This is a genomic window from Paracoccus niistensis, assembly GCF_042432925.1.
Classification (GTDB): Bacteria; Pseudomonadota; Alphaproteobacteria; order Rhodobacterales; family Rhodobacteraceae; genus Paracoccus; species Paracoccus niistensis.
The window spans coordinates 159,548-183,395 of sequence record NZ_JBHLWE010000041.1; the positions used below are offsets into that span (position 1 = coordinate 159,548).

A 23,848-nucleotide genomic window follows, 5' to 3' on the forward strand; every position below is an offset into this window, starting at 1 on the left:
CTGTCAGATCGACAGGCAGACGTATTTCATTTCCAGGTAGTCCTCGATCCCGTGGCGGCTGCCTTCGCGGCCCAGGCCCGACTGCTTGACGCCGCCGAAGGGGGCGACCTCGGTCGAGATGATGCCGGTGTTCACGCCGACGATCCCGTATTCCAGCGTTTCCTGCACGCGGGTGATGCGGCCGATGTCGCGGGCATAGAAATAGGCGGCAAGTCCGAAGATCGTGTCATTGGCCTTGGCGACCACCTCGTCCTCGGTCTCGAAGCGGAACAAGGGCGCGAGCGGGCCAAAGGTTTCCTCGGTGGACACCTTGGCGTCCGCGGGCACGTTCGTCACCACCGTCGGCTGGAAGAACGAGCCGCCGAGGTCGTGGCGCTTGCCGCCGGTGACGACCTGAGCGCCGCGCCCCAGCGCGTCGGCGATATGCTCCTCGACCTTTTCCACGGCGTCGGCGTTGATCAGCGGGCCGGTGGTGGTGCCGTCCTTGAGCCCGTCGCCCACGGTCAGCTTGTCCACGGCGCGTGCAAGGCGCTTGGCGAACTCGTCATAGACGCCCGCCTGCACGTAGATGCGGTTGGCGCAGACGCAGGTCTGGCCGTTGTTGCGGAACTTGGAGGCCATCGCCCCTTCCACCGCCGCATCGAGGTCGGCGTCGTCGAAGACGATGAAGGGCGCGTTGCCCCCCAGTTCCATCGAGCATTTCAGCACCTGGTCGGCCGCCTGCCGCAGAAGGATGCGGCCCACCTCGGTCGAGCCGGTGAAGGTCAGCTTGCGGATCAGGGGGTTCTCGCAGAACTCCTTGCCGATGTCCGAGGAGCGCGACGAGGTCACGACCGACAGGATGCCCTTGGGCAGGCCCGCGCGTTCGCCCAGCACGGCCAGCGCAAGCGCCGACAGGGGCGTCTCGGCGGCGGGACGCGCGACGAAGCCGCAGCCCACGGCCAGCGCCGGGCCGCATTTGCGGGTGATCATGGCATTGGGGAAGTTCCAGGGCGTGATCGAGGCCACCACCCCGATCGGCTGGCGCAGCACGGTGATGCGCTTGTCGGCCATGTGGCCGGGGATCGTCTCGCCATAGACGCGCTTGGCCTCCTCGCCGAACCACTCGATGAAGCTGGCGCCATAGGCGATCTCGCCCCTGGCCTCGGGCAGGGGCTTGCCCTGCTCGGCGGTCAGGATGGTGCCGAGGTCGTCCTGGTTTTCCATCATCAGCTCGAACCAGCGGCGCATCACCTTGGCGCGGTCCTTTGCGGTGCGGGCGGCCCAGTCCTTCATGGCGGCCTGCGCGGCCTCGATGGCGCGCTTCACCTCGGCGCGCGACAGGTCGGCCACGCGGGCGATCACGTCGCCGCGGGCGGGGTTTTTCACCTCGAAGGTCTTGCCGTCGTCGGCATCCACCCACTCGCCTGCCACGAATGCGCGGGTTTCCAGCAGCGAGGGGTCCTTGAGCAGCATCTTCAGGTCGGTCGAATGGGCGGTCATGGCGTCCTCCGGTCGGTCGCGCGTGTGTTGCGGTCGGCCGAGAGGTCAGCACCAGCGGGGGCGGATGTCCAGCGCAAGTCTACGGGATCGTGAGCGTCCGTCATCGGACGCGGATGAACCCCGCCGCCTCGGCAGACATTGTGCCCCATGACGGGCCCCGGCCCGAGCAACGACGGAGACTACCCATGCGCAAGCTGCTTGCGACCACTACCCTTGCCGCCCTGACGCTGGCGGGTGCCGCCTCGGCCCAGACCGCCGCCGCTCCTGCGGCCCCCGCTGCCGATCCCGCGGCCCCGGCCGTCACCGCGACGGGTGCGCCGACCACGGCGACGGCCGCGACCGACCTGAACCTGCGTTCGGCCCCCCAATCGACGGCCTCGATCCTGGGCGTCATCGCCAATGGTGACGAGGTGTCGGTCGCGGGCTGCCTTGAATCCGCCAACTGGTGCCAGGTCACATACAAGGACCAGCAGGGCTGGGCCTATGGCGACTACCTGACCGCGCAGGTCGGCGAGCAGCCGCAGCCGCTTTACCCGAACCGCCAGGCTGTCGGCGTGACCGTGATCGAGACGCCCGCGACGAACCCGGCCGAGGCCCCGAACACCGCCGTCGGCGCGGCGGGCGGCGCGGCGATGGGCGCGGTCGTGGGCGGCCCGGTGGGGGCGCTGGTCGGCGCCGCGATCGGGGGCGCCACGGGCAATGCCGCGACGCCCGAGCCGCCGCCCGAGGTGCGCACCTACATCACCGCGAACCCGCAGCAGCCGGTGGTTCTGGAGGGCGAGGTCGTGGTCGGCGCGGGCATTCCCGAGTCGGTCACCTTGTATGAAGTCCCCGGCCAGCCGGACTATCGCTATGTGGTCGTGAACGACCTGCCGGTGCTGGTGAACCAGGACCGCCGCATCGTCTACGTTTACCGCTGATCGCCTGAAGCTTCCCTCTTCAGGCGCAACCGGGGCGGGGCCAGTGGCCTCGCCCCCTTGTCATGTCCGGTCGCGCCAGCAGGGCTGGAGGTCGCCGGGCAAGGGCGTCGCCTCGAAGACCGCCCGCGCCACGGCCCGCGCCAGCACGCAGGCCGCCGCATGGCCCAGCCGGAAGGGATCGGCCGCCCGCTGCCCCGTGGACAGCGCGAAGACCAGATCCCCGTCAAGGGGCGTGTGCGAGGGCAGGATCGCGCGGGCGAATCCGTCGTGCGCCGCCACCGCCATCCGCGTCAGCCCCGCCTTGTCCAGGCTCGCATCCGTCGCGACAATGGCGATGGTCGTGGCCTCGCCCTGCCGCTTCTGCGGCACGGGCTCATATCCCGGATCAAAGGGGCCGCCCAGGCCGAGGCCCCCGAACTCGGCCCCCATCTCCCAGGGCGCGGCCCAGAACTGCCCCGAGGGCGCCGTCACGGACCCCAGCGCATTGACCGCCACCAGCGCACCAACGGTCGTCCCGTCCTCCAGCACCGCCGAGGCCGAGCCGAGGCCGCCCTTCCACCACGCCGTCATGGCCCCTGTGCCCGCCCCGGCCGTGCCCAGGGCAAACTGCGTCCCGGCGGCTTCGAAGGCCTGCCGCCCCAGCGCCGGATAGGGGCTTCCGTCCCAGTCCTTGTCGCCCCCGTTCAGCAGGTCGAACAGGATCGCCGCCGGCACGATCGGCACCCGCGCCTCGCCCACGGCAAAGCCCCGGCCGGCCGCGCGCAGCCCTGCCATCACCCCTTCAGCCGCGCCAAGGCCAAAGGCCGAGCCGCCCGACAGCACCAGCGCATCCACCGCCTGCACCAGCCGGTCGGGCGCCAGCAGGTCGGTTTCCCGCGTCCCCGGCGCGCCGCCCATCACATGGACGCCGCAGGCAAAGGGCGCGTCCGCCGTCAGGACCGTCACGCCCGACTTCAGCCGTGCGTCCTGGGCATTGCCCACCCGCAACCCCGCGACGTCCGAGATCAGGTTCAGCGGTCCGGGACGCATCTTCATTCTCCTTTGTCCAGATTTTCCGGGGTCGTCGTAGACGCCGATGGTGCAGCGCCCCGCTGTGGCAGCGCAACTTCGCGCCGAACCGCCTGCCCGCGCAAGCCGTTGTGCAGGACCGTCCCGCACCCTAGATCATCCCGCAAAGCGACAGGAGCACGCCATGCCCACCCCCACCCACGCCATCTACAACCGCCCGCTCGACACCCCTACCCCTCCGGGCTTCGAGGAGATCGTCCTCGGGATGGGCTGCTACTGGGGCGTCGAGCGGCTGTTCTGGCAGCAGCCGGGCGTCTTCCTGACCGAGGTCGGATTTGCCGGTGGCACCGTCCAGAACCCCACCTACAAGCAGGTCTGCGGCGGAAACACCGGCCATGCCGAGGTCGTGCGCGTGGTCTATGACCCCAGCCGCATCAGCACGGAACAGATCCTCAAGCTTTTCTGGGAAAACCACGACCCGACCCAGGGCAACCGGCAGGGCAACGACATCGGGGACCAGTACCGCTCGGTGATCTTCACGACCAACGACAGCCAGGCCGCCGCCGCCGAGACAACGAAGATCGACTATGGCAACCGCCTGGCCGTCGAGGGCTATGGCCGCATCACCACCCAGATCGCGCCGCTGGATCACTTCTGGCGCGCGCCCGAGGAACTGCACCAGCAGTATCTGCACAAGGTGCCGGACGGCTATTGCGCCCTGCGCGGCACGGGCGTCCAGGCCTCCAGCGCGAGCGCCCTGCATGACGCGGCCACCGGCGGGATCGACGGCAACCCCGAGCCCTCGCCCTCTTCCACCGGCGGCAGCTCGGTCGTGGCCGGCGGGGCGGCCTGATGGCGACCTGGACCGCGCTGACCCACCTGCAGGGCCGCGAGGCCGCCGAGGCGCTGGCCGAGGACTGCGAGGACCTGACCCCCGAGCCCGTCGGCAGCGGCGTCTTCGAGATCGAGGACGGCTCGGATCGCTGGGAGGTCGGCGTTTATTTCACCGACCCGCCCGACGAGATCGCGCTGGCGCTGCTGGCGGCCGCCCATGGCGCCCAACCCTTCGCCATCTCGGAACTGCCCGAGGTGGACTGGGTCGCCCATGTCCGGCGCGAGTTGTCCCCGGTCGAGGCCGGGCGCTTCTTCGTCCACGGCGCCCATGACGCCGACAAGGTCCCCGATGGGTCCGAGGCGCTTTGCATCGAGGCGGCGATGGCCTTCGGCACGGGTCACCACAACACGACGCGCGGCTGCCTGCTGGCGCTGGACCGCATGATCGCCGCGGGCGAGACGCCGCATCGCATCGCCGACATCGGCTGCGGGACGGCCGTCCTGGCGATGGCGGCGGCCAAGGTGCTGCCCGGGGTCATCCTTGCCTCGGACATCGACCCCGTCGCGGTCGAGACGGCGCAGGCCAACGTGATCGCCAACGGCCTGGAGGGGCGGGTGGAATGCGTGATGGCCGAGGGTTTCGGCCACCCCCTGCTGCATGACGCCGGGCCCTATGACCTCGTCTTCGCCAATATCCTCAAGCAGCCGCTGATAGAGCTTGCGCCCGACATGGCCCGCCATCTCGCGCCGGGCGGCAAGGCCATCCTGTCGGGCATCCTGGTGGAGCAGGCCGACGCCGTGGCCGAGGCCTATGCCGAGGCCAAGGTCCCGGTCCTGCGCCGCGACGACCTTGGGGAATGGACCACGCTGGTCGTGGGCAAGCCCGCCGAGGGCTGAGCCGGACTGCGGGCGCAGGGTCCGGCGCGCCCGTGCCTATTCCTCGGGCCGGGCGCGGGGGCGGCGGATGCCGTCGGGTTCCGGCTCGGCATCCTCGGGAAGCATCGGTCCTTGAAAGAGGGGCGGCGGAACCGGCGTCGTCAGGCGCGCGCCGTCGCGCGTGATCGTCTCGGGGCGGATCGAGATCCCCTCGGAGGCCGCGACCTCGTCGGGCGTGGGTTCTTGCTCGGTCGCGTCCTCGGGCACCCCTTCCGGCACCGGCAGGGCGGGCGCCATCCCGGCCGGGGCAGGGCCGCCGGTCACGCCGCGGGTGAGCGTGGGCGTGGCGGGCCGTTCGTTCACCGGATGGGGCGAGATCAGGCGGAACTCGATCCGGCGGTTGGCCTCGCGGCCCGCTTCGGTGTCGTTGGGGGCCAAGGGACGCGTTTCGCCATAACCCACGGCGGCCAGGTTGGCGGTGTCGATCCCCCCTTCGCCCATGGCGGCAAGGACTGCGCGGGCGCGGGCGGCGGAAAGCTCGCGGTTGATGTTGTCGGCGCCCTGCGAATCGGTATGCCCGCCGATCTCGATGCGGAAGCCCGCGCAGCGCTGCATGGTGGCGGCCAGCGCCTCGATCACCGGCGCCGCGTCGCCCGCGATCACGTCGCGGTTCGGCTCGAATCCGATGGCGGATTGCTGCATGGTGGCGTTCAGCGCGTCCACGCAATCCTCGCCCGAGGGCAGGTCCACCGCCGGGTCAAGCCGGGGATCGTAGATCAGCGCCAGCTCATAAGGCACCCCGTTGCCCAGCCGCGTGCCCAGGCGCTCGGCAATGGCCTGCGCGGCCGTGGGGCTGCCGGTCGTGCCGCCGATGCGGATGAGGTCGGGCGTGACGGCCGCTGCGCCCTCCTGCAGGCCGTCCATCGCCTCGAGTGCCGCCATGACCCGCGCGGTCCAGCCCGGGGGCGTGTCGCCGCGCAGGTCGAGGTCGCTTTCCACCGTGCCGAAGCGGGCGGTGGCCAGGCTTTCCAGCGCCGCGCCCATGCTGTCGTCCGGAATGGCGCCCTGCAGCCGGACACCCCCGTGCGTCATTGACGCCTCGAAGCGCAGGGGCTGGTCGTCTGCCTCCTCGGGCGCGGGGTCCAGCATCGCCGCCAGCGTGAAGGCGCGCGGCAGTTCCCGTGTCAGCCGGTCGCGGGCGCCATCGAAATCGGTCTGCGGCACGTCATGGGGCGCGGTCAGCGTGACCCGCGTACCGCTGATCTCGAGCCGTCCGGCGGGTAGGGCGTCCACCGCCCCGATCCCGGCCAACGCGGCCTTTTCCCACTCGGGCGAGGGGGCACCGAGGCCCAGGTCGCAGCCCGCCGTGTCGGCCCCCGCTTGGGCTGCCGCGGCAAGGATGCGGTCCCGTGCGGTCTCGCCGTCGGCGGCGCAGCGGGTCAGCCGCGTGCCTTCGGGCGTCCGCACCAGTTCCAGCGCGAAGGGGGCAATGACCGGGCGCGGCGCGGTGATGTTCGTCACCAGCGCCACACCCTCTGGCACCGTGTCGGCCAGGGCCTGTTCCAGCCGCGCCTTCTCGGCCTGCCCGTCGGTCACGGCGTCGATGCGGACCTGTCCCGGCGTGACCGAGACCTTGGCGCGCGGCATCCGGGCGGCTGCCTGAACCGCGAAAGCGACGGTTTCCTGCCATCCCTCGGGCGCGGGCTGCTCGACCAGTTCGACCAGGTCGGTCAGTCGGCCCGGCCCGGCGGCGCGGGCCAGTTCCGCGACCAGTTCCTCGCGGTCGGTGGCGCGCGGCGCCAGGCCGATGACCGAGGTGCCCTGCTCGTTTCGCAGGACCTCGATCCGGAAGGACGGAGGCGCGGCATCAGCGGGGGTGGGAACGGTGATGGCGTCCTCGATCCGGCCGAAGGTCGCCGCCCCCGTCGCGGTGGCGACAGCGCGGAGATGGGCGACCGCATCCGGCGCAGTGCCTTCAATCCGGACGGTCAGCCCGTCCCCGGCCACCCGCGCCCAGCCGAAGCCCCCGGCAGCGAGCGCGGTCTCGACCCGGTCCTCAAGCCATTCCTCGACCTGGGGCAAAGCCCATTGCGCGGCCTCGTAGGCTCCGACCGCGGCCCAGCCCAGCAGGACAAGGCCGAGAAAGCGCGAGCGGGAGCGCGAGGACGCCGGTCCGGCCATCAGCGAGCCTCTCCCTCGGGGGCGATCATGCGCCCGATATGGGGACGAACCGCCTCCATCACATCAGCCCGGCCAGGGCCAGGGCGCCTGCGACGATCAGCCCGGCATCCCGGTTCGACCGGAACAGCCGCAGCAGCAGCGGGTTGCTGTCCGGGTCGAACTGGCGCAGCTGCCACCACAGGTGCGCGGCAAAACCCGCGACCCCCACCATCGCGATCAGCGCGGGCAAGGGCGAGGGCCGCGTCGCCGCCACCGCCGCCGCCAGCAGCAGGACCGCGCCCGCGGCAAAGCCCAGAAGCCAGCGCGGGCTGTCCTTGCCGAACAGCCGCGCGGTGGACTTCACGCCGATCAGCGCGTCGTCCTCGGCGTCCTGGTGGGCGTAGATCGTGTCGTAGAACAGCGTCCACAGGATGCCCGCCGCATAGGCCAGCATCGGCGCGGGATGCAGGGTGCCGCCGTGGGCCGCGAAGGCCACCAGCACGCCCCAGTTGAAAGCCAGCCCCAAAAAGACCTGCGGCCACCAGGTGAAGCGCTTGGCGAAGGGATAGATGGCGACCAGCGCCAGCGAGGCGACCCCCAGCAGGACCGCCGCACAGTTCATCGTGAACAGGATCAGCGCGCCCACGGCCAGTTGCGCCCCCAGCCAGGCCAGGGCCCCCCGCAACGTGACCTGCCCCGAGGGCAGGGGGCGCGAGCGGGTGCGCGCCACCTCGCCGTCGATGTCGCGGTCTGTGATGTCGTTCCAGGTGCAGCCCGCGCCCCGCATGACGACCGAGCCGATGGCGCAGGCCAGGACCACCCACAGGTCCACCCAGGCCGGGCGGTCGGCCATCATTGCAAGCCCCGTGCCCCACCAGCAGGGCAGCAGCAGAAGCCAGGTCCCGATGGGGCGGTCGGCGCGGCTGAGGCGCAGCCAAGGCCTCCAGCCGGGCGGGGCGAGGCGGTCCACCCAGTTGCCGCGCGGTGCGTCCGCAACCGTTGCAGTGACCTGTGGCGTTGAGACATCAGACTGCATAGGGTCCGCCGTCATGGGAAAGATCAGGCTTTACATAGATCACCGCTTCGACCCGGGACAACCCGTGCCCCTAGACACGGACCAGTCACATTATCTTTCGACGGTGATGCGGCTGGCCCCCGGCGCCGAGATCGCCGTCTTCAACGGGCGGCAGGGCGAATGGACCGCCCGGCTGCTGCAGGCGGGCAAGCGCGGCGGCACGGTCGAACCGGTGGCACAATCCGCGCCGCAACTGGACCCGCCCGACCTGTGGCTGGTCTTTGCGCCGATCAAGAAGGTGCGGACCGACTTCATCGTGGAAAAGGGGGCGGAACTCGGCGCCGCGCGCATCCTGCCGGTCCAGACCGACCACACCAATTCCGAGCGCATCCGCCGCGACCGCCTGCAGGCCCATGCCGTCGAGGCGGCCGAGCAATGCGGCGGCACCTTCGTGCCGGCGGTCGAGGACCTCGTGCCGCTGTCGCGTCTTCTGGACGGCTGGGACATGGGCCGCCGCATCCTCTGGGCCGACGAGGCTCTGGTCGGGCCCGCCGAGACGCTGGCGGGGCTGCTCGGCGGCCCCTGGGCGATCCTGATCGGCCCCGAGGGCGGCTGGTCCGAGGCCGAGCGGCGGCGGCTGTCCGCGATGCCCTGCGTGCACCGTATCAGCCTCGGCCCGCGAATCCTTCGGGCGGACACGGCAGCCGTCGCGGCGCTGACGCTGTGGCAGGCGTCCCTGGGGGACTGGCGGTGACGTTGCGTTCCATCACAGCAGGCAAATGGCGCAGCCCTGCGACAAATTTGCCACTAGGAGAAAGGTTGTTCGGCAACACTTCCAGTTAACCAAATTTTCATGCGTCCGGACCGATGCGGACGATTTTTTCTTCGCAGCCTCACACAAAAGAGAGTTATGTGAAGAATTTACTACTTACAACAGGTTATGCGCCGGCGACATAGCTGGATTTCGGCTTCGTCCGTGGTCGGAATGGCGGCATCTGCCTATATCAGCGTCACCGACGAAGATCGCCCGCAACAGGCGGGCCGCAAGAAAAACAGGTTTCTGACATGGCTGCCATCGATACCCTCCGCGCCCCTTCGGCGGCGCGTCACCCCAGCATTCTTGATCGCGTTTCCGCGACCCTCCGCTACTGGTCGGACGTCCGCGAAACCCGCCGTCAACTGAACGCCCTGTCCGACCGCGAACTGAGCGACATCGGCTTGGTGCGCGGTGACATCGAGCGCGTGGCGCGCGGCTTCTGAGCCCGTCCACATGCCAGCAAAAAGCCGGGGCCGCCTGTGCGGACCCCGGCTTTTTCATGTCTGCAAGCGGCGGGGGCCGGATGGCCCCCACGGCGATGATCCTCAGACCCCTGCCTCGACAATGGCGCGGGCCAGGATGGGCACGCTGTCTCGGTTCAGCCCGGCGATGTTCAGCCGCGAATCGCCGACCATGTAGATGGCGTTGTCTTCCTTGATCTTCTGCACCTGCTGGGGCGTCGCGCCCAGGCGCGAGAACATGCCCCGGTGCCGCTCGATGAAGTCGAAGCGGTCGCTGCCGGTCAGGTTGCGCAGTTCCTCCGCAAGCTGCTGGCGCAGGCCCAGCATCCCCAGCCGCACCTCTTCAAGCTCGGCCTTCCAGTCGGCGGCCAGATCCTCGTCGTCGAGGATCGTCTGCACGATGCGGGCGCCGTGGTCGGGCGGGAAGCTGTAGTTCTGGCGACCGAGGAAGGCCAAGGCGCCCTGCGCCAGGTCCTTCTGGGCCGCATCCGCCACCTGCACCATCAGCAGGCCCGTGCGCTCGCGGTAGATGCCGAAGTTCTTGGAACAGGAGGCCGCGACCAGCGCGTCGGGCAGCGAGCGCAGGACCAGCCGCGTCCCCGCCGCGTCCTCCTCCAGCCCGTCGCCGAAGCCTTGGTAGGCCAGGTCCACCAGCGGCACCGCGCCGGTCTTGTCGAGGATCGCCACGATCTCGGCCCACTGGTCCAGCGTCAGGTTCGCGCCGGTGGGGTTGTGGCAGCAGCCGTGCAGCAGGACGAGGTCGCCCTTCTTTGCCCGCGCGATGTCGGCCTTCATCCCCTCGAAATCCACGCCACGCGTCCCGGCGTCGAAATAGCGGTATTCGACAAAGGGAATGCCCACGAACTTCAGGATGGACAGGTGGTTCGGCCAGGTCGGGTCCGACACATGGATGGTCAGGTCGGGGTTGCCCATCCGCGCCATCTCGAGGGCCTGCCGGATCGCGCCGGTGCCGCCGACGGTGGACAGCATCGCCGTGCGCGCGTCGTCCCGCGCGTCGGCCAGCACCATCGAGGACAGCGCCTGCAGATAGGCGGGCTCGCCCGCCAGCGCGGTATAGGCCTTGGTCGTCTCGGTTTCCCAGATGCGGCGCTCGGCTTCCTTGACGGCGCGCATCACCGGGGTCAGCCCGGTCGGGTCCTTGTAGACCCCGACCCCCAGGTCGATCTTGCCCTGCCGCGTGTCGGCGCGGAACTCGCCCATCAGGGCAAGGATCTTGTCGGGGGCTTGGGGCTGCAGGTTGCCGAACATTCAGGCGTCTCCGGTTGCGATCTTGAGGTCGGGGTAGCTGCCCCATTCGGTCCAGCTGCCGTCGTAAAGGGACCAGTCGCGCTTGCCCAGGCGTTCCAGCGCCAGCGCGAGGCTGGCCGCCGTGATGCCCGAGCCGCAAGTGGTGATGACGGGGCGCGACAGGTCCACGCCCGCGGATTCAAAGGCGGCGCGCAATTCGTCCACAGGCTTCATCGTGCCGTCGGGGTTGTAGAGCCGGCCCACGGGGACGTTCCGCGCGCCGGGGATGTGGCCCGCGCGCAGGCCGGGCCGCGGCTCGGGTTCGTCGCCGCGGAAGCGCGCGGCGCTGCGGGCATCGACGATCTGGTGGTCGCCCAGCTTGGCGGCGGCCGCCACCTGCGTCACGTCGCGGACCAGCGCCGCCTGCCGCTGCACGGTCATGTGGCGGTCGCGGGTGATGGGCGGCATGTCCTCCACGGGCCGTCCCTCGGCCTGCCATTTGGCGAAGCCCCCGTCCAGCATCGCGACGTCGGTCTTGCCCATCAGGCGGAAGGTCCACCAGACGCGGGCCGCCGAATGGGTGTCCGAGTTGTCATAGACCACGACCTGGTGCCCGTCGCCGATGCCCATGGCGCGCAGGCGGCTGATGAACAGCTCGGGCGGGGGCGCCATGTGGGGCAGGGGGCTGCGGCTGTCGGCGATGGCGTCGATGTCGAAGAAGCGCGCGCCGGGGATATGGGCGGCCTCGTATTCGGTGCGGGCGTCGCGGCCGGCCGCGGGCATGTGCCAGCTTGCGTCGACGATGCGCAGGTCGGGGTCGTCCAGATGCGCGGCGAGCCACTCGGTCGACACCAGCGTCTTCGGATCGTCGGTCATGGCCACCCCCTCGCGCCTTTCTGCGGGCCCAGCCTTAGCGCCCCCGCGCGGGCGCTGCAACGGACCCTCAGCCCTGCTTGAGAAGGCGCTGCTTTTCGCGACCCCAGTCGCGCTTGGCCTCGGTGGCACGCTTGTCGTGGTTCTTCTTGCCCTTGGCGACGCCCAGCTTCAGCTTCACCACGCCCCGATGGTTGAAATACATCACCAGCGGCACCAGCGTCATGCCTTCGCGGCCCACGGCCTGCCACAGCCGCGACAGTTCCTTGCGGCTGACCAGCAGCTTGCGGTGGCGGCGTTCCTCGTGCCCGAAGACGCCCGCCTGCTTGTAGGCCGAGATGTAGCCGTTGATCAGCCACAACTCGCCGTTTTCCACGCTGGCGTAGCTTTCGGCGATGTTGGACTGGCCGGTGCGCAGCGCCTTCACCTCGGAGCCGGTCAGGACGATGCCGACCTCGATGTCGCTTTCGATGAAATAATCGAAGCGCGCGCGCCGGTTCTCGGCGATCACCTTGTAGTTCGGATCGGTCTTTGCCTGGGCCATGATCGGCGTGAGATAAGGGGCGCGGGCGGGCAAGTAAAGGCGCCGCCGGGCAATGGGGGGAGTCGATGCTGTTCCAGATCGCGCTCGGGTCCGTCCTCATCCTGACGACCATCGTCGCGGGTTCGCTGAGCCTGTATCTGGTCGAGATCGTGCTGTGGCGCGTGCATGGCTGGCTGCTGCGCGAACCCCACTGGCCCAAGATGTTCATCATGGTCATGGCGGCGAGCTTGTGGGCCTTGGGGTTGATGGGGGTCTGCGTCTGGCTGTGGGCCTCGGCCTTCAGGGCGCTGTCGGTCTTCCCGACTTGGGAACTGGCGGTCTATTTCGCGCTGGAAACCTTCACCACGCTGGGCTTCGGCGACGTTCTGGCGCCGCCGCGCTGGCGCATCCTGGCCGGCATGGCGGCGGCGAACGGGCTGCTGAACTTCGGCCTGATGACGGCGGTGCTGATGGAAGGCGTGCGCGACCTGCGAATCCGGCAGTCGCGCAGCCGGTCGTCCCGGCAGGGGCATCGCGCCGGGCACGAAGAGGTGTGACGCCAAGGGCTTGCCGCCCTGCGCGCGCTGGCACAAGGTGCCGCCCGCGCGGTTGAACGGCAGGAGAGGCGAGATGCGGCACGGCGGACGGATACTGGCGGAGGCGCTGAAGGCGCAGGGGGTCGAGCGGGTCTTCTCGGTGCCCGGCGAAAGCTTCCTTGCCGCGCTGGACGGGCTTTACGATGCAGGGATTCCCAACACCGTCTGCCGCCAGGAAGGCGGGGCCGCCATGATGGCCGAGGCCTGGGGGAAGATGACCGGGCGGCCCGGCATCTGCTTTGTCACGCGCGGACCCGGCGCCACCAACGCCAGCGCCGGGGTGCACGTGGCGAAACAGGACTCGACCCCGATGATCCTCTTTGTCGGGCAGATCGCGCGGTCCGACCGCGACCGCGAAGCCTTCCAGGAGGTCGATTACCGCCAGATGTTCGGCGGCCTCGCCAAATGGGCGGCCGAGATCGACGGGACCGACCGCATCCCCGAATATGTCGCTCGCGCCTTCGACCTCGCCATGTCCGGCCGTCCCGGCCCGGTGGTGCTGGCACTGCCCGAGGACATGCTGTCGGCCGAATCCCATGCCCCCGATCTGACGCCCGCGCCGCGCCCGGTTTCCGGCATCTCGCAGGCGCAGCTGGACGCGATCAAAGGGGCGCTGGCCGGGGCCGAGCGGCCCCTGGTGATCCCCGGCGGCTCGGTCTGGACGCAGGAGGACGCCGACCGGCTCGCGCGTTTCGCGGAGAACTGGGGCCTGCCGGTCGCGGTGCCCTTCCGCCGCCAGCACCTGTTCGACAACCGGCTGCCGAACTACGTGGGCGACCTTGGCGTCGGCATGAACCCGAAGCTGGGCGAGGCGCTGCGGGAGGCCGACTGCCTCCTGTCGCTCGGCTCGCGGCTGGGGGACACGCTGACGAACGGCTATGACCTGATGAGCCCGGCCGCGCAGGGCCGCCGGATCATCCACGTTTATCCTGACCCCGACGAGATCGGGCACCTGTGGCGCGCCGATCCCGGCATCGCCGCCTGCCCGCGCGCCGCGCTGGCAGCGCTGGCCGAGGCCCCGGCGCCGCGCCAGTGGTCCGACTGGACCGCCCGCCTGCGGGCGAATTATGAGGCGTGGCGCCAGCCGAAGGAGACCCCCGGCGCGGTGAAGATGGAGCGGGTGATGACCTGGCTTTCGGACAACCTGCCCGAGGACGCCATCCTCACCAACGGCGCGGGCAACTTCGCGACCTTCATCCACCGCTATCACCAGTTCAAGCGGGTGGGCACGCAGCTTGCGCCGACCTCGGGGTCGATGGGCTACGGGCTTCCGGCGGCCGTGGCGGCCAAGATCCGGCACCCGGAACGGACAGTCGTCTGCGTGGCGGGCGACGGCGACCTCCAGATGACGGTGAACGAACTGTCCACGGCGGCGCAGGAAGGCGCGGCGGTGATCGTGATCGTGGCGAACAACGGCCGCTACGGCACGATCCGAATGCATCAGGAGAAGCACTATCCCGGCCGCGTCTCGGGCACCGACCTGTTCAATCCCGACTTCGCCGCGCTGGCCCGCGCCTACGGCGGGCATGGCGAGTTGGTCGAGCGCGACGAGGACTTCGCCGCCGCCTTCCACCGCGCGCAGGCGGCAGGCACGCTGGCCGTGATCGAACTGCGGCTTGATCCCGAGGCGCTGACCGCGGGGGCGACGCTGGCCGAGGTGCGCGCGGCAGGTGAAGCCGCCCTGCGCGCCAGGGCCGCGCCCGAGCAGAAACCTGCGCCCGCCCCGGTCCTGGCCCCTGTGCCTGCGCCCGAGCCGCCGCGGGGCCTTTTTGGCCGTCTCTTCGGTCGCTGAACCGGGCCCTTGCGAGGGCGGCGGATTTGCGCTTCTGATCCGCGCATGACACCGACCCTCGCGCCCCTTCCCGCCAGCCTGCCCGATGCCGTCCCCTTCGTCGGGCCGGAAACGCTGGAACGCCAGCGCGGCGCACCTTTCCGCGCCCGTCTTGGCGCCAACGAGAACGGGTTCGGCCCTTCGCCGCTGGCCATCGAGGCGATGCGGAAGGCCGCCGCCGAGGTCTGGAAATACGGCGACCCCACGAACCACGACCTGAAGGCCGCTCTTGCTGCCCATTGCGGCTGCGAGGCCGGGAACATCGTCGTGGGTGAGGGGATCGACGGGCTGCTGGGCCTGGCCGTTCGGCTGATGATTGCACCGGACGACGCCGTCGTGACCTCGGCGGGCGGCTACCCGACCTTCGACTTCCACGTCACGGGCTTCGGGGGCGAACTGGTCCGCGTCCCCTACCGCGACGACCGCCAGGATCCGGCCGCGCTGGTGGCCAAGGCCGCCGAGACCGGCGCGCGGATGGTTTATCTCTGCAACCCCGACAACCCGATGGGCGGCTGGCATCCGCCCGCCGCGATCGAGGCCGCCGTCGCGGCGCTGCCCGAAGACATCCTGCTGATCCTCGACGAGGCCTATGCCGAGTTCGCCCCCGCCCTGCCGCGCATCGACCCGGCAGACCCGCAGGTGCTGCGGATGCGGACCTTTTCCAAGGCCTACGGGATGGCGGGCGCCCGCATCGGCTATGCCATTGGCGCGCCGCAGGTGATCCGCGCCTTTGACCGGGTTCGCAACCATTTCGGCGTGAACAGCATCGCGCAGGCGGGGGCGCTGGCCGCACTGGGCGATGGCGCGCATCTGGCCGAAACCGTTGCCCGCGTTGCCGAGGCGCGCGAGCGCATCGCCGCCATCGCCCGCGAGAACGGCCTTGCGGCGCTGCCCTCGGCCACGAACTTCGTCGCCATCGACTGCGGCCGCGACGGCGACTTCGCCCGCGCGGTGCTGGCGGCCTTGGGCGAGCAGGGGATCTTCGCGCGGATGCCCTGGGTTGCGCCCCAGAACCGCTGCATCCGCGTCAGCTGCGGGCCGAAGGACGAACTGGATGCCTTCGCCGAGGCGCTGCCGAAAGCGCTGGCCCAGGCGCGGGAGTGAGCGGTGCGTGCCAAGCACGCACCGCGGAACGATCCGGCGTCGTAGGGTGCGTGCTCGGCGCGCACCGTTCCGTCCCCAATGCCCAGTGGTCTGCGAGAAGCCGTTGATGACCACGACGCCGCCAGGATCAGCGCGATGCCGACCACTACGGGCAGATCCGGCACTTGCCGGAAGACGAGGATGCCGATCCCCAGCGTCAGGATGGTTCCCAGCCCGCTCCACAGCGCATGGGCGACGCGCAGCGGCAGGTAGGTCAGCGACCGAGACAGGAAGTAGAAGGACAGGAGGCAGGACGCGCCCACCCCCACCGTTGGCCAGAACCGCGTGAACTGCTGCGACAGCATCAGCCTCGAGGTGCCGATCACCTCGAGGACAATGGCGGCGGTCAGGGCGGCATAGGCCGCGGCGCTGGTCTCAGATCAGCCCGGCGTGGGCCATTGCGGCGTCGATGCGGGTGCGGGTTCCGGCAGTCAGCGGCGTCAGCGGCAGCCGCACGGTCTCCTCGCACATGCCCAGCCGCGACAGGGCGTATTTGGCGCCCACGAGGCCCGGCTCGATGAAGATCGCGATATGCAGGGGCATCAGCAGATCCTGCAGCCGCAGCGCCTCGGCATAGTCGCCCGCCAGGCAGGCCGCCTGCATCTGCGCGCAAAGAGCGGGCGCGACGTTCGCCGTGACCGAGATGCAGCCCCGCCCCCCTTGGGCGTTGAAGCCATGCGCCGTTGCATCCTCGCCCGACAGCTGCAGGAAGTCGGGGCCGCAGGTGATGCGCTGGCAGGACACCCGCTCAAGCTTGCCGGTCGCGTCCTTGACACCCACGATGCGCGGCAGCTTCGCCAATTCACCCATCGTCTCGGGCGTCATGTCCACGACCGACCGGCCGGGGATGTTGTAGATGATGATCGGCTTGTCGGTCGCGTCATGGACGGCGGTGAAATGCGCGATCAGCCCCGCCTGCGTGGGCTTGTTGTAATAGGGCGTCACCACCAGCAGCCCGTCCGCGCCGACCTGGCAGGCGTGGCTCGCCAGATCGATCGCCTCGTGCGTGTTGTTCGAGCCTGCGCCCGCGATCACCGGCACCCTTCCGGCGGCATGGCGGACGACGGCCTCGACCACCTGGCGATGCTCGTCATGGCTCAGCGTCGGGCTTTCGCCGGTGGTGCCAACGGGCACCAGGCCGTTGCTGCCCTGTTCGATCTGCCACTCGACCAGCCGCTCGAGCGCGGGCCAGTCGATCTTGCCCTCTCCGGTCAGCGGGGTGACGAGCGCGGGCAGGGACCCTTGGAACATGACACGATCCTGACGATTGTTTCGCGTGCGGCATACAACCGGGCACGTGGGTTGCCAAGCGCGCCTGCCGCGCTTGTGAGTTGCCCCGGCGGCCTGCCGCCCCCAGATTGTCGCGCATGAACCGCTTGATCCCCCGACTGGCCGCCCTGGCGCTGGCGACGGCCTGCCTTGTTCCGCCCGCGCTGGCCGAGGATGCGGGGGCGATCCGCCGGGCGCTTGCGGCGGCGGGCGCAAAGGACTGGACGGGGGCCGAGACGGCCGCCCGCCGGTCGGGGCCCATCGCCACCGACCTCGTCCTGTGGCAGCGCCTGCGCGCAGGGCAGGGGACATGGCCCGACTATCGCGACTTTGCCGCGCGCAATCCCGACTGGCCGGGGATGGAGCTTCTGTTCCGGCGCGGAGAAGCGTTTCTGCGTCCCGACCTGCCCGCGAGCGAAGTGCTCGCCTGGTTCGGAGACCGCCTTCCGGAAACCCTGAACGGCGCGACTGCCTGGATCGCGGCCCAGCCCGAGGACAAGCGGGCCGAGGCCGCTGCCCGCTTCTGGACCCACGACGCCGCGCTGGACGCGGCAGGCGAGACGGACTTCCTGGCCGCCCATGGCGCGGCGGTCGCGGACCATCACCCCGCCCGGCTGCAGGCGCTGCTGGACGCGGGCGAATGGGCGGCGGCCGAACGGATGCTGCCGCGCGTGACCGGCCCCTTGGCCGACCTTGCCCGCGCCCGCATCGCCGTGCAGGCGCGCCGTCCGGGCGTGGATTCCCTGATCCTTGCGCTGCCCGACGACCTGAGGAACGACGCAGGCCTTGCGCTCGACCGCTTCCGCTGGCGGGTGGCGGCGAGGCAGGGGGATCTGGCGCGGCAGCTGATGCTGGAACGCTCGACGGGGGCCGAGGCCCTGCGCGATCCTGCCGCCTGGGCGAGCCTACGCCGCGACTATGCGCGCGAGGCGCTGCGCAAGGGCGACTGGGCGCTGGCGGAACGCTTTGCCGCCAGCCACTTCCTGCCCCAGGGCGACAGTGCCGCCGTCGATCTGGACTGGATCGCCGGTTACGCCGCGTTGCGCGCAGGCGCCCCGGACCGGGCGGCCGCGCATTTCGCCCGCCTTCCCGTGGCGGATTACAACGGGATCACCGTCGCCCGCACCCATTACTGGCAGGGCCGCGCGGCCGAGGCGCTGGATGACCAGGCCACAGCCCGGGCCGCTTATGAACAGGCCGCCGCGCACCAGACCGCCTATTACGGCCAGCTGGCCGCCGAACGGATCGGCGCGCCGATGCAGCCCATACTGGCAGTGACCGGACCGGCGGTCGAGACCCTGCCCGACTGGCGCAACTCGGCCTTGTCGGGGAACCGCCTGTTCCAGGCCGGGCTGTGGCTGATCGCGGCCGGAGAGCCCGCGCAGGCGCAGCGGTTCTTCCTGCATCTCGCGCAGACCGCCGCCCCCGCCGACATCGCCCGCTTGGGCCGCGTGATGCTGGAACTGCGCCGCCCCTGGGACGCGCTGCGGCTGTCCAAGGCTGCGGCCGCGAAGGGGGCCGTCTATCCGGCGCTGCATTACCCCCTGACGGGGCTGGAGGAGGGCAGCTTCGGCCTGCCGCCCGAGCTGGTCATGGCGATCGCCCGGCAGGAAAGCGAGTTCAACCACACCGTCCAGTCCCCGGTCGGCGCGCGCGGGCTGATGCAGGTGATGCCCGACACTGCGCGGCAGATGGCGGGCGTCGTCGGCGAGGCCTTTGAACTCGCGCGCCTGACGCGGGACGGGGGCTACAACGCCCGGCTGGGCGCGGCCTATCTGGAGGGGCTGCGCAACCGCTTCGGCAACTCGGTCGCGCTGGTGGCGGCGGGCTACAACGCCGGGCCGGGGCGGTCCGCGCGCTGGCTGCGGGACTTCGGCGACCTGCGGGACGAGGGTGTCGATCCCGTGGACTGGGTCGAGATGATCCCCTTTGACGAAACCCGCAACTACGTCATGCGCGTGGCCGAGGCGCTGCCCATCTACCGCGCCCGCATCGCGGGTCACACCGTGCCCTTCGTGCCGAGCTGGGACCTGCGGGGCGGTGTCTCGAAGCCCCAGCGGGCTGAAGGGCCGCTGATGCTGGCCCTGTCGGCCCGCCCGCCCGCGCCGCCCGCCTGGGTGGCCGAGGCCGCAAACCACGCGCTGCGCCTGGCGATGGCCACGGACCCGGGGGCGGCCGCGCAGGGGGTTGCAGCGGTGGCCGAGGCACTGTCCGGGGCGACCGACGAGGCGCCCCGTCCCGAGGCGCAGATCGCCGCGGTGGCGCAGAGCCTCGATCCTCCCAGGGTCGGCCTTGCGCCCGCGCCGCAGCCCCGTCCCGCGGCCCCCCTGCCAAGTGCCGCGTCAGGTGCCGCGCCACCGGCGGGTCCCGGTCCCGCCGATCCTTCGCCCGGTCCTGTTCCCGCGGCCGAGGTCTCCTCTGCCCCGGCAGCCGAGCCTCTTCCGGCATCCGCCCCCGAGCCTGTTTCGGCCTTTGCCTGGCCTGCGGGGATGGTCAGCGGGGCGGTGACGCTGTCCGCGCCTTCTGCACCGACCGCCACCAGGTGAACAGCCCGGCGCCCACGACGATGGCCATGCCGACGGCCACGTTGGGGGCCAGCCGCTCGTCCAGCATCAGGACGCCGATCACGCTGACCCAGACGAGCTGCAGGTAGGAGAATGGCTGCAGGCTCGAGGCCTCGGCCAGCGAGTAGGCGCGGATCAGCAGGTAATGCCCCAGCGTGCCCGTCACGCAGAGCGCGGCCATCCAGGGCCAGTCGGCGCGGGCGATCGGCTCCATGTGCCACAGGCCGACAACGGTGATGCCCGCGACCCCGGCGATGCCGGTCCAGAAGAAGCTGACCTCGGCGCTGTCCCTGGCCGAGACCATGCGCGTCAGCAGCCCGTAGATCGCGAACATCAGCGCCGAGATCAGGGGCAGGATCGCCCAGGGGGAAAAGACCCCCACCCCCGGTTGCAGGATGATGAGGATGCCCGCGAAGCCCGCCGCGACCGCGACCCAGCGCCGCCAGCCGATGCGCTCGCCCAGAACCGGGCCGGACAGCGCCACGACCAGCAGCGGATAGGCGGCAAAGACCGCGTGCGTGCCGATCAGCCCCAGCTTCACGAAGGCGACGATCATGATGACGATCTCGAACACCAGCAGCAGGCCGCGGATGATCTGCAGCAGCGGGTGGTGGCTGCGGCTCGCGGCCCGCAGGCCGCCCGGGCCCCGCGCCGCCATGGCGATGACGAAGATCCCGAAGAACCAGTAGCGCACCATGGTCACGAAGATGGGCGAATAGGCCGCGCCCAAGTGGCGCGAAACGGCGTCCTGAACCGCGAAGACCATGCTGACGAAGCAGATCAGGAGGATCGCCAGCCCCTGCCGGTCGCCCGCCTGCCCCGGTGGCAGGTTCGAGGAAAGGGACGGCGCCGAAGCGCCCGGGCCGGGCTTTGAATGAATCATGGGGTCACCGCGCAGGGATCACCCCTGCGCCTTTACCCCCGGGAGGCGAGTGTCAAGCGCCCGCCCGCCGGATTGCGCCGAAAATCCCGTGCAGGGTGCGGGAAGGCGTCAGTCGCGGCTGCGGACGATCTCGGCGAAGCCTTCAAACAGCTGCGGGTTGGCGCAGACGATCGTGCTGGAATCGGCAATGGCGCCCTCGTGCTCGCGCAGGGGCTCGACGAAGCCGCCCGCCTCGCGCACCAGCAGGATGCCCGCCGCGATGTCCCAAGGCTGGATGCCGCGTTCCCAGTAGCCGTCGTAGCGGCCCGCCGCGACATAGGCCAGGTCGAGGGCCGCCGAGCCCCAGCGCCGCACGCCTGCGCAGATGGGCATCAGCCGCGCGAGGTCCTTCAGCGTCGCGGGCAGCGTCGTCTTGGCGCCGAAGGGCACGCCGGTCGCGAAGATCGCGCTGTTCATGTCGCGACGGCCCGACACGCGCAGGCGCTTGTCGTTGACAAAGGCGCCGTCGCCCTTCTCGGCGGTGAACATCTCGTCCTTGGCCGCGTCGAAGACGACCGAGGCCACGATCTCGCCCTTGTGCTCCAGCGCGATGCTGACGGCCCAGTGGGGCAGGCCGTGCAGGAAGTTGGTGGTGCCGTCCAGCGGATCGACGATCCAGCGCCGGGTGGGGTCCTCGCCCGCTTCCATCCCCGTTTCCTCGCCCAGCCAGCCGTAGTTCGGACGGGCGGTGCGCAGTTCCTCCTTGATGATCCGCTCGGCCTCGCGGTCGGCGCGGCTGACGAAGTCGCCGGGGCCCTTCGAGGAAACCTGCAGGTTCTCGACCTCGCGGAAGTCCTTGACGAGGCTGCGGCCCGCCTTGCGCGCGGCCTTGATCATCACGTTGAGGTTGGCGCTGGGCATCGGGGGATCCTTCGGGACGGGCTTGGGGGAGGGGCAGGCCCCTTTAGGCCGGTCAGGGGCGAAAGTGAAGGCGGGTGACGCGGGGGAAGCGTCAGCCGTCCCGGTCGGGACGCATGGCCGCAAGGATGGCGACGGCGCCGGTCACGACCAGCGCATCCTCGACCAGCCCGGTCGGTGTCTGGCCGTGATCCTCCATCGCGGCCATGCGCGCGCGCCAGCCGGGGTAGGATGCCGCGACCGCCGTCAGCCCGCCCAGCGCCGCGCCCTTCCAGAACTGCCCGCGCGGGGCCAGCGCGCCGGCGGCGAAGCCCGCCACGATCAGCCGCGCGGCAAGGCCCGCCGGCACGATCCGGTCGGGGGCGCTTTTCATCTTGTCGCCCGCCAGTTCCGCCAGGGCCAGTGCGACCGCGCCGCTGGCGATCGCCGGATCGCGCAGGAAACCGGGCGCCGCGCAACCGCGCGGCAGGCCGTCCCGCGCGGCGGCAACGGCCACGGCGGCGAGCGGCGTCATGGATCTCTGGCCCCCGACAAGGCCCATGAGGAATGAGGCGAGCATGAGGTTTTCCCTGATTGTCCGGGTCAGGAACGCCCGCGCGCCGCGATCGGGTTCCGGTTCCTCAGCGCCCCTCGCGGGCAAGCCGCAGGATGTCCTGCATGAAACCCATCTTCCGGTCCTCCTCGCGCAGCGCCGCGTAAAGCCTGCGCGTGACGCCGCTGCGGCCCAGCGGCAGGGTCACGAGGTCGGGGTTGTCCGCCTCGCGCTGCAGCACCCAGTCGGGCAGCACCGACACCCCGCGCCCCGAGGCGACCAGCAGCAGGATCACGTCGGTCAGCTCGATCTCGCGCACCCCGGCGGGACGCACGCCCGCAGGGTCGAGGAAATGCGAGAAGACATCCAGCCGCGCCCGGTCCATCGGATAGGTGATGAGCGTTTCGGTCGCGAGATCGGCGGGTTCGACGAAGTCGCGCCCGGCCAGCGGATGCGCGGCAGGCACGGCCAGCAGCGGGTGATAGTCGAAAAGCGGTTCGAACACGACGCTTGGCAAGTCCTCGGGATCCGATGAGACGACGAGATCGGCCTCGCCCCGCATCAGCGCGGGCAGGGCGGTGAAGGCCAGACCCGCGCGCACGTCGATGTCGACCTGCGGCCAGAGATGGCGGAAGGCGTCGAGTGCCGGCAGCAGCCAGTTGAAGCAGGCGTGGCATTCCATCGCGATATGCAGCCGCCCGATCCGACCCTGCGTCACGCCGCGCATCTCGGACTCCGCGGCCTCGACCAGCGGCAGCACCTGCCGTGCCAGCGCCAGCAGCCGCAGGCCCGCGGGCGACAGGCGCATGGGCTTGGTCTGGCGCAGGAACAGGGACGTGCCCGCCTGATCCTCGAGCGCGCGGACCTGATGCGACAGCGCCGACTGGGTGATGTTCAGCACCTCGGCGGCGCGGGCGAGGCCACCTTGGTCGTGGATCGCGCGAATCGTCCGCAAGTGACGCAATTCAAGATGCATGGCATTCATGTAGAACTTGTGTAAGATGAATTTGTCTCACAGCCTGCCTCGTGGCACAAGAAGGGTGAAAGGATACCCCGCCATGACCATGCCCTCTGTCAGCTTCGAGTTCTTCCCGCCCCGGAACCTCGACCAGTCGTTCAAGCTGTGGGAAACGGCGAATGCGCTGGCGCCGCTGGGGCCGGACTTCGTGTCCGTGACCTATGGCGCGGGCGGCACCACGCGGCAGCTGACGCACGAGGCGGTGACGGCGCTGGCCTCGAACTACGGGCTGAACGTCGCGGCGCACCTGACCTGCGTCGATGCCTCGCGCGAGGAAACGATGCGGATCGTGGACGACTATGCGGCGGCGGGCGTGCGCGAGATCGTGGCGCTGCGGGGCGACCCGCCGCAGGGAGCCGACCGCTTCGCGCCCCATGCCGAGGGTTTCGCCGATTCGGTCGAGCTGATCGAGGCCATTGCGGCGCGCGGCGGTTTCACGATCCGCTGCGGCGCCTACCCCGAGCCGCATCCGGACAGCCCCGATACCGCCGCCGACGTGGCTTGGCTCAAGCGCAAGGTGGACGCGGGCGCGTCCAGCGCGATCACGCAGTTCTTCTTCGACGCGGATGTGTTTTTCCGCTTCCGCGACGCCTGCGAACGGGCGGGCGTTTCGGCCCCGATCATCCCCGGCATCCTGCCGATCCAGAGTTGGTCGGGCGCGAAGAAGTTCGCCGCCCGCTGCGGGGCGAGCGTGCCCGTCTGGGCGGACGAGGCCTTCGCCAAGGCGGGCCCCGAGGGCGAGCGGGCGCTGGCCGTGGACATGGCGGTGACGCTGTGCCGCCGGCTGATCGAGGGCGGTATGGACCGGCTGCATTTCTACACGGTCAACAGGCCGCAGATGACGCTGGCGGTCTGCGAGGGACTGGGGATCGCGCCCGCGCGGGCAAAGGTGGCCTGA

22 protein-coding genes and 1 pseudogene are annotated in these 23,848 nt (G+C 70.5%); 10 read left to right on the forward strand and 13 right to left on the reverse strand.

The features are described from left to right. Window positions 1-3: 3 nt before the first annotated feature. Window positions 4-1,482 carry an NAD-dependent succinate-semialdehyde dehydrogenase gene (locus tag ACFFII_RS13935; protein ID WP_377699478.1) on the reverse strand — a complete coding sequence of 493 codons (1,479 nt, stop codon included), beginning with the start codon at window positions 1,480-1,482 and terminating at the stop codon, window positions 4-6. 185 nt (window positions 1,483-1,667) lie between these two features. Between ACFFII_RS13935 and ACFFII_RS13940 the strand changes: the two genes are divergently transcribed. Beyond that, entirely contained in the window at window positions 1,668-2,402 is a 735-nt protein-coding gene (locus ACFFII_RS13940; protein WP_377699479.1) for a DUF1236 domain-containing protein, read from the forward strand. Between the two features lie 60 nt (window positions 2,403-2,462). On the opposite strand, the gene ACFFII_RS13945 is transcribed toward ACFFII_RS13940, so the two are convergent. Further along, window positions 2,463-3,431 (reverse strand): P1 family peptidase, encoded by a 969-nt coding sequence (locus ACFFII_RS13945; protein ID WP_377699480.1) that lies wholly within the window; start codon window positions 3,429-3,431, stop codon window positions 2,463-2,465. A 163-nt stretch (window positions 3,432-3,594) separates the two neighbouring features. Between ACFFII_RS13945 and msrA the strand changes: the two genes are divergently transcribed. Beyond that, complete coding sequence (msrA, locus tag ACFFII_RS13950; RefSeq protein ID WP_377699481.1) at window positions 3,595-4,263, forward strand: peptide-methionine (S)-S-oxide reductase MsrA; 669 nt, start codon at window positions 3,595-3,597, stop codon at window positions 4,261-4,263. Next, entirely contained in the window at window positions 4,263-5,141 is an 879-nt protein-coding gene (locus ACFFII_RS13955) for a 50S ribosomal protein L11 methyltransferase (RefSeq protein ID WP_377699482.1), read from the forward strand. The genes msrA and ACFFII_RS13955 overlap by 1 nt, the downstream gene beginning before the upstream one ends. A 36-nt stretch (window positions 5,142-5,177) precedes the next feature. Here ACFFII_RS13955 and ACFFII_RS13960 read toward each other — a convergent pair whose 3' ends face one another. Both ACFFII_RS13960 and ubiA read right to left on the reverse strand, forming a co-directional pair. Further along, on the reverse strand, window positions 5,178-7,301 hold the full coding sequence (locus tag ACFFII_RS13960; protein WP_377699483.1) for an OmpA family protein: 2,124 nt from the start codon (window positions 7,299-7,301) through the stop codon (window positions 5,178-5,180). Between the two features lie 58 nt (window positions 7,302-7,359). Then, window positions 7,360-8,316: a 4-hydroxybenzoate octaprenyltransferase gene (ubiA, locus tag ACFFII_RS13965; RefSeq protein ID WP_377699484.1), complete on the reverse strand. Its 957-nt coding sequence runs from the start codon at window positions 8,314-8,316 to the stop codon at window positions 7,360-7,362. Window positions 8,317-8,329: 13 nt separating this feature from the next. Here ubiA and ACFFII_RS13970 point away from each other — a divergent pair, with 13 nt between their 5' ends. Then, window positions 8,330-9,049 (forward strand): 16S rRNA (uracil(1498)-N(3))-methyltransferase, encoded by a 720-nt coding sequence (locus ACFFII_RS13970; protein ID WP_377699485.1) that lies wholly within the window; start codon window positions 8,330-8,332, stop codon window positions 9,047-9,049. Window positions 9,050-9,360: 311 nt separating this feature from the next. Then, the gene (locus ACFFII_RS13975) at window positions 9,361-9,555 is read left to right on the forward strand and encodes a DUF1127 domain-containing protein (protein WP_090753826.1); all 195 of its coding nucleotides are present in this window, start codon (window positions 9,361-9,363) and stop codon (window positions 9,553-9,555) included. A gap of 102 nt (window positions 9,556-9,657) precedes the next feature. Here the strand turns inward: ACFFII_RS13975 and ACFFII_RS13980 are convergent, their stop codons facing one another. The 3 genes from ACFFII_RS13980 to smpB all read right to left on the reverse strand — a co-directional run bounded on the left by ACFFII_RS13980 (window position 9,658) and on the right by smpB (window position 12,238). Next, entirely contained in the window at window positions 9,658-10,842 is a 1,185-nt protein-coding gene (locus ACFFII_RS13980) for an amino acid aminotransferase (protein ID WP_377699486.1), read from the reverse strand. After that, window positions 10,843-11,697, reverse strand: coding sequence for a 3-mercaptopyruvate sulfurtransferase (gene sseA / locus ACFFII_RS13985; protein WP_377699487.1), 855 nt, complete (start codon window positions 11,695-11,697; stop codon window positions 10,843-10,845). Window positions 11,698-11,764: 67 nt separating this feature from the next. Next, on the reverse strand, window positions 11,765-12,238 hold the full coding sequence (smpB, locus tag ACFFII_RS13990; RefSeq protein ID WP_090754035.1) for an SsrA-binding protein SmpB: 474 nt from the start codon (window positions 12,236-12,238) through the stop codon (window positions 11,765-11,767). 65 nt (window positions 12,239-12,303) lie between these two features. On the opposite strand from smpB, the gene ACFFII_RS13995 reads away from it, so the two are divergent. The 3 genes from ACFFII_RS13995 (at window position 12,304) to ACFFII_RS14005 (ending at window position 15,748) form a co-directional block, all read left to right on the forward strand. After that, entirely contained in the window at window positions 12,304-12,774 is a 471-nt protein-coding gene (locus tag ACFFII_RS13995; protein WP_377699488.1) for an ion channel, read from the forward strand. 73 nt (window positions 12,775-12,847) lie between these two features. Then, on the forward strand, window positions 12,848-14,605 hold the full coding sequence (locus ACFFII_RS14000) for a thiamine pyrophosphate-binding protein (RefSeq protein WP_377699489.1): 1,758 nt from the start codon (window positions 12,848-12,850) through the stop codon (window positions 14,603-14,605). Between the two features lie 45 nt (window positions 14,606-14,650). Next, window positions 14,651-15,748, forward strand: coding sequence for a pyridoxal phosphate-dependent aminotransferase (locus tag ACFFII_RS14005; RefSeq protein ID WP_377699490.1), 1,098 nt, complete (start codon window positions 14,651-14,653; stop codon window positions 15,746-15,748). A 185-nt stretch (window positions 15,749-15,933) separates the two neighbouring features. On the opposite strand, the pseudogene ACFFII_RS14010 reads toward ACFFII_RS14005, so the two are convergent. Next, a pseudogene (locus tag ACFFII_RS14010) lies at window positions 15,934-16,092 on the reverse strand (DMT family transporter); the annotation flags it as partial. 70 nt (window positions 16,093-16,162) lie between these two features. Next, entirely contained in the window at window positions 16,163-17,038 is an 876-nt protein-coding gene (gene dapA, locus ACFFII_RS14015) for a 4-hydroxy-tetrahydrodipicolinate synthase (protein WP_377699491.1), read from the reverse strand. A 116-nt stretch (window positions 17,039-17,154) separates the two neighbouring features. Between dapA and ACFFII_RS14020 the strand changes: the two genes are divergently transcribed. After that, window positions 17,155-19,602, forward strand: coding sequence for a lytic transglycosylase domain-containing protein (locus tag ACFFII_RS14020; protein WP_377699492.1), 2,448 nt, complete (start codon window positions 17,155-17,157; stop codon window positions 19,600-19,602). Here ACFFII_RS14020 and ACFFII_RS14025 read toward each other — a convergent pair. From ACFFII_RS14025 to ACFFII_RS14040, 4 genes are all read right to left on the reverse strand, one after another. Next, entirely contained in the window at window positions 19,550-20,503 is a 954-nt protein-coding gene (locus ACFFII_RS14025) for a DMT family transporter (RefSeq protein WP_377699493.1), read from the reverse strand. The genes ACFFII_RS14020 and ACFFII_RS14025 overlap by 53 nt on opposite strands. A 108-nt stretch (window positions 20,504-20,611) precedes the next feature. Then, window positions 20,612-21,403: an inositol monophosphatase family protein gene (locus tag ACFFII_RS14030; protein ID WP_377699494.1), complete on the reverse strand. Its 792-nt coding sequence runs from the start codon at window positions 21,401-21,403 to the stop codon at window positions 20,612-20,614. 91 nt (window positions 21,404-21,494) lie between these two features. Further along, the gene (locus ACFFII_RS14035; protein ID WP_377699495.1) at window positions 21,495-21,959 is read right to left on the reverse strand and encodes a hypothetical protein; all 465 of its coding nucleotides are present in this window, start codon (window positions 21,957-21,959) and stop codon (window positions 21,495-21,497) included. A 61-nt stretch (window positions 21,960-22,020) separates the two neighbouring features. Then, window positions 22,021-22,908, reverse strand: a complete 888-nt coding sequence (locus ACFFII_RS14040) for a LysR family transcriptional regulator (RefSeq protein ID WP_377699559.1) — start codon at window positions 22,906-22,908, stop codon at window positions 22,021-22,023. A gap of 82 nt (window positions 22,909-22,990) precedes the next feature. Here ACFFII_RS14040 and metF point away from each other — a divergent pair, with 82 nt between their 5' ends. After that, complete coding sequence (gene metF / locus ACFFII_RS14045; RefSeq protein WP_377699496.1) at window positions 22,991-23,848, forward strand: methylenetetrahydrofolate reductase [NAD(P)H]; 858 nt, start codon at window positions 22,991-22,993, stop codon at window positions 23,846-23,848.

Coding starts and splice junctions, on each gene's coding strand:
- ACFFII_RS13935 (WP_377699478.1), bottom strand. CDS start 1,482: ATGACCGCCCATTCGACCGACCTGAAGATGCTGCTCAAGGACCCCTCG.
- ACFFII_RS13940 (WP_377699479.1), top strand. CDS start 1,668: ATGCGCAAGCTGCTTGCGACCACTACCCTTGCCGCCCTGACGCTGGCG.
- ACFFII_RS13945 (WP_377699480.1), bottom strand. CDS start 3,431: ATGCGTCCCGGACCGCTGAACCTGATCTCGGACGTCGCGGGGTTGCGG.
- msrA (WP_377699481.1), top strand. CDS start 3,595: ATGCCCACCCCCACCCACGCCATCTACAACCGCCCGCTCGACACCCCT.
- ACFFII_RS13955 (WP_377699482.1), top strand. CDS start 4,263: ATGGCGACCTGGACCGCGCTGACCCACCTGCAGGGCCGCGAGGCCGCC.
- ACFFII_RS13960 (WP_377699483.1), bottom strand. CDS start 7,301: ATGGCCGGACCGGCGTCCTCGCGCTCCCGCTCGCGCTTTCTCGGCCTT.
- ubiA (WP_377699484.1), bottom strand. CDS start 8,316: ATGCAGTCTGATGTCTCAACGCCACAGGTCACTGCAACGGTTGCGGAC.
- ACFFII_RS13970 (WP_377699485.1), top strand. CDS start 8,330: ATGGGAAAGATCAGGCTTTACATAGATCACCGCTTCGACCCGGGACAA.
- ACFFII_RS13975 (WP_090753826.1), top strand. CDS start 9,361: ATGGCTGCCATCGATACCCTCCGCGCCCCTTCGGCGGCGCGTCACCCC.
- ACFFII_RS13980 (WP_377699486.1), bottom strand. CDS start 10,842: ATGTTCGGCAACCTGCAGCCCCAAGCCCCCGACAAGATCCTTGCCCTG.
- sseA (WP_377699487.1), bottom strand. CDS start 11,697: ATGACCGACGATCCGAAGACGCTGGTGTCGACCGAGTGGCTCGCCGCG.
- smpB (WP_090754035.1), bottom strand. CDS start 12,238: ATGGCCCAGGCAAAGACCGATCCGAACTACAAGGTGATCGCCGAGAAC.
- ACFFII_RS13995 (WP_377699488.1), top strand. CDS start 12,304: ATGCTGTTCCAGATCGCGCTCGGGTCCGTCCTCATCCTGACGACCATC.
- ACFFII_RS14000 (WP_377699489.1), top strand. CDS start 12,848: ATGCGGCACGGCGGACGGATACTGGCGGAGGCGCTGAAGGCGCAGGGG.
- ACFFII_RS14005 (WP_377699490.1), top strand. CDS start 14,651: ATGACACCGACCCTCGCGCCCCTTCCCGCCAGCCTGCCCGATGCCGTC.
- dapA (WP_377699491.1), bottom strand. CDS start 17,038: ATGTTCCAAGGGTCCCTGCCCGCGCTCGTCACCCCGCTGACCGGAGAG.
- ACFFII_RS14020 (WP_377699492.1), top strand. CDS start 17,155: ATGAACCGCTTGATCCCCCGACTGGCCGCCCTGGCGCTGGCGACGGCC.
- ACFFII_RS14025 (WP_377699493.1), bottom strand. CDS start 20,503: ATGATTCATTCAAAGCCCGGCCCGGGCGCTTCGGCGCCGTCCCTTTCC.
- ACFFII_RS14030 (WP_377699494.1), bottom strand. CDS start 21,403: ATGCCCAGCGCCAACCTCAACGTGATGATCAAGGCCGCGCGCAAGGCG.
- ACFFII_RS14035 (WP_377699495.1), bottom strand. CDS start 21,959: ATGCTCGCCTCATTCCTCATGGGCCTTGTCGGGGGCCAGAGATCCATG.
- ACFFII_RS14040 (WP_377699559.1), bottom strand. CDS start 22,908: ATGCATCTTGAATTGCGTCACTTGCGGACGATTCGCGCGATCCACGAC.
- metF (WP_377699496.1), top strand. CDS start 22,991: ATGACCATGCCCTCTGTCAGCTTCGAGTTCTTCCCGCCCCGGAACCTC.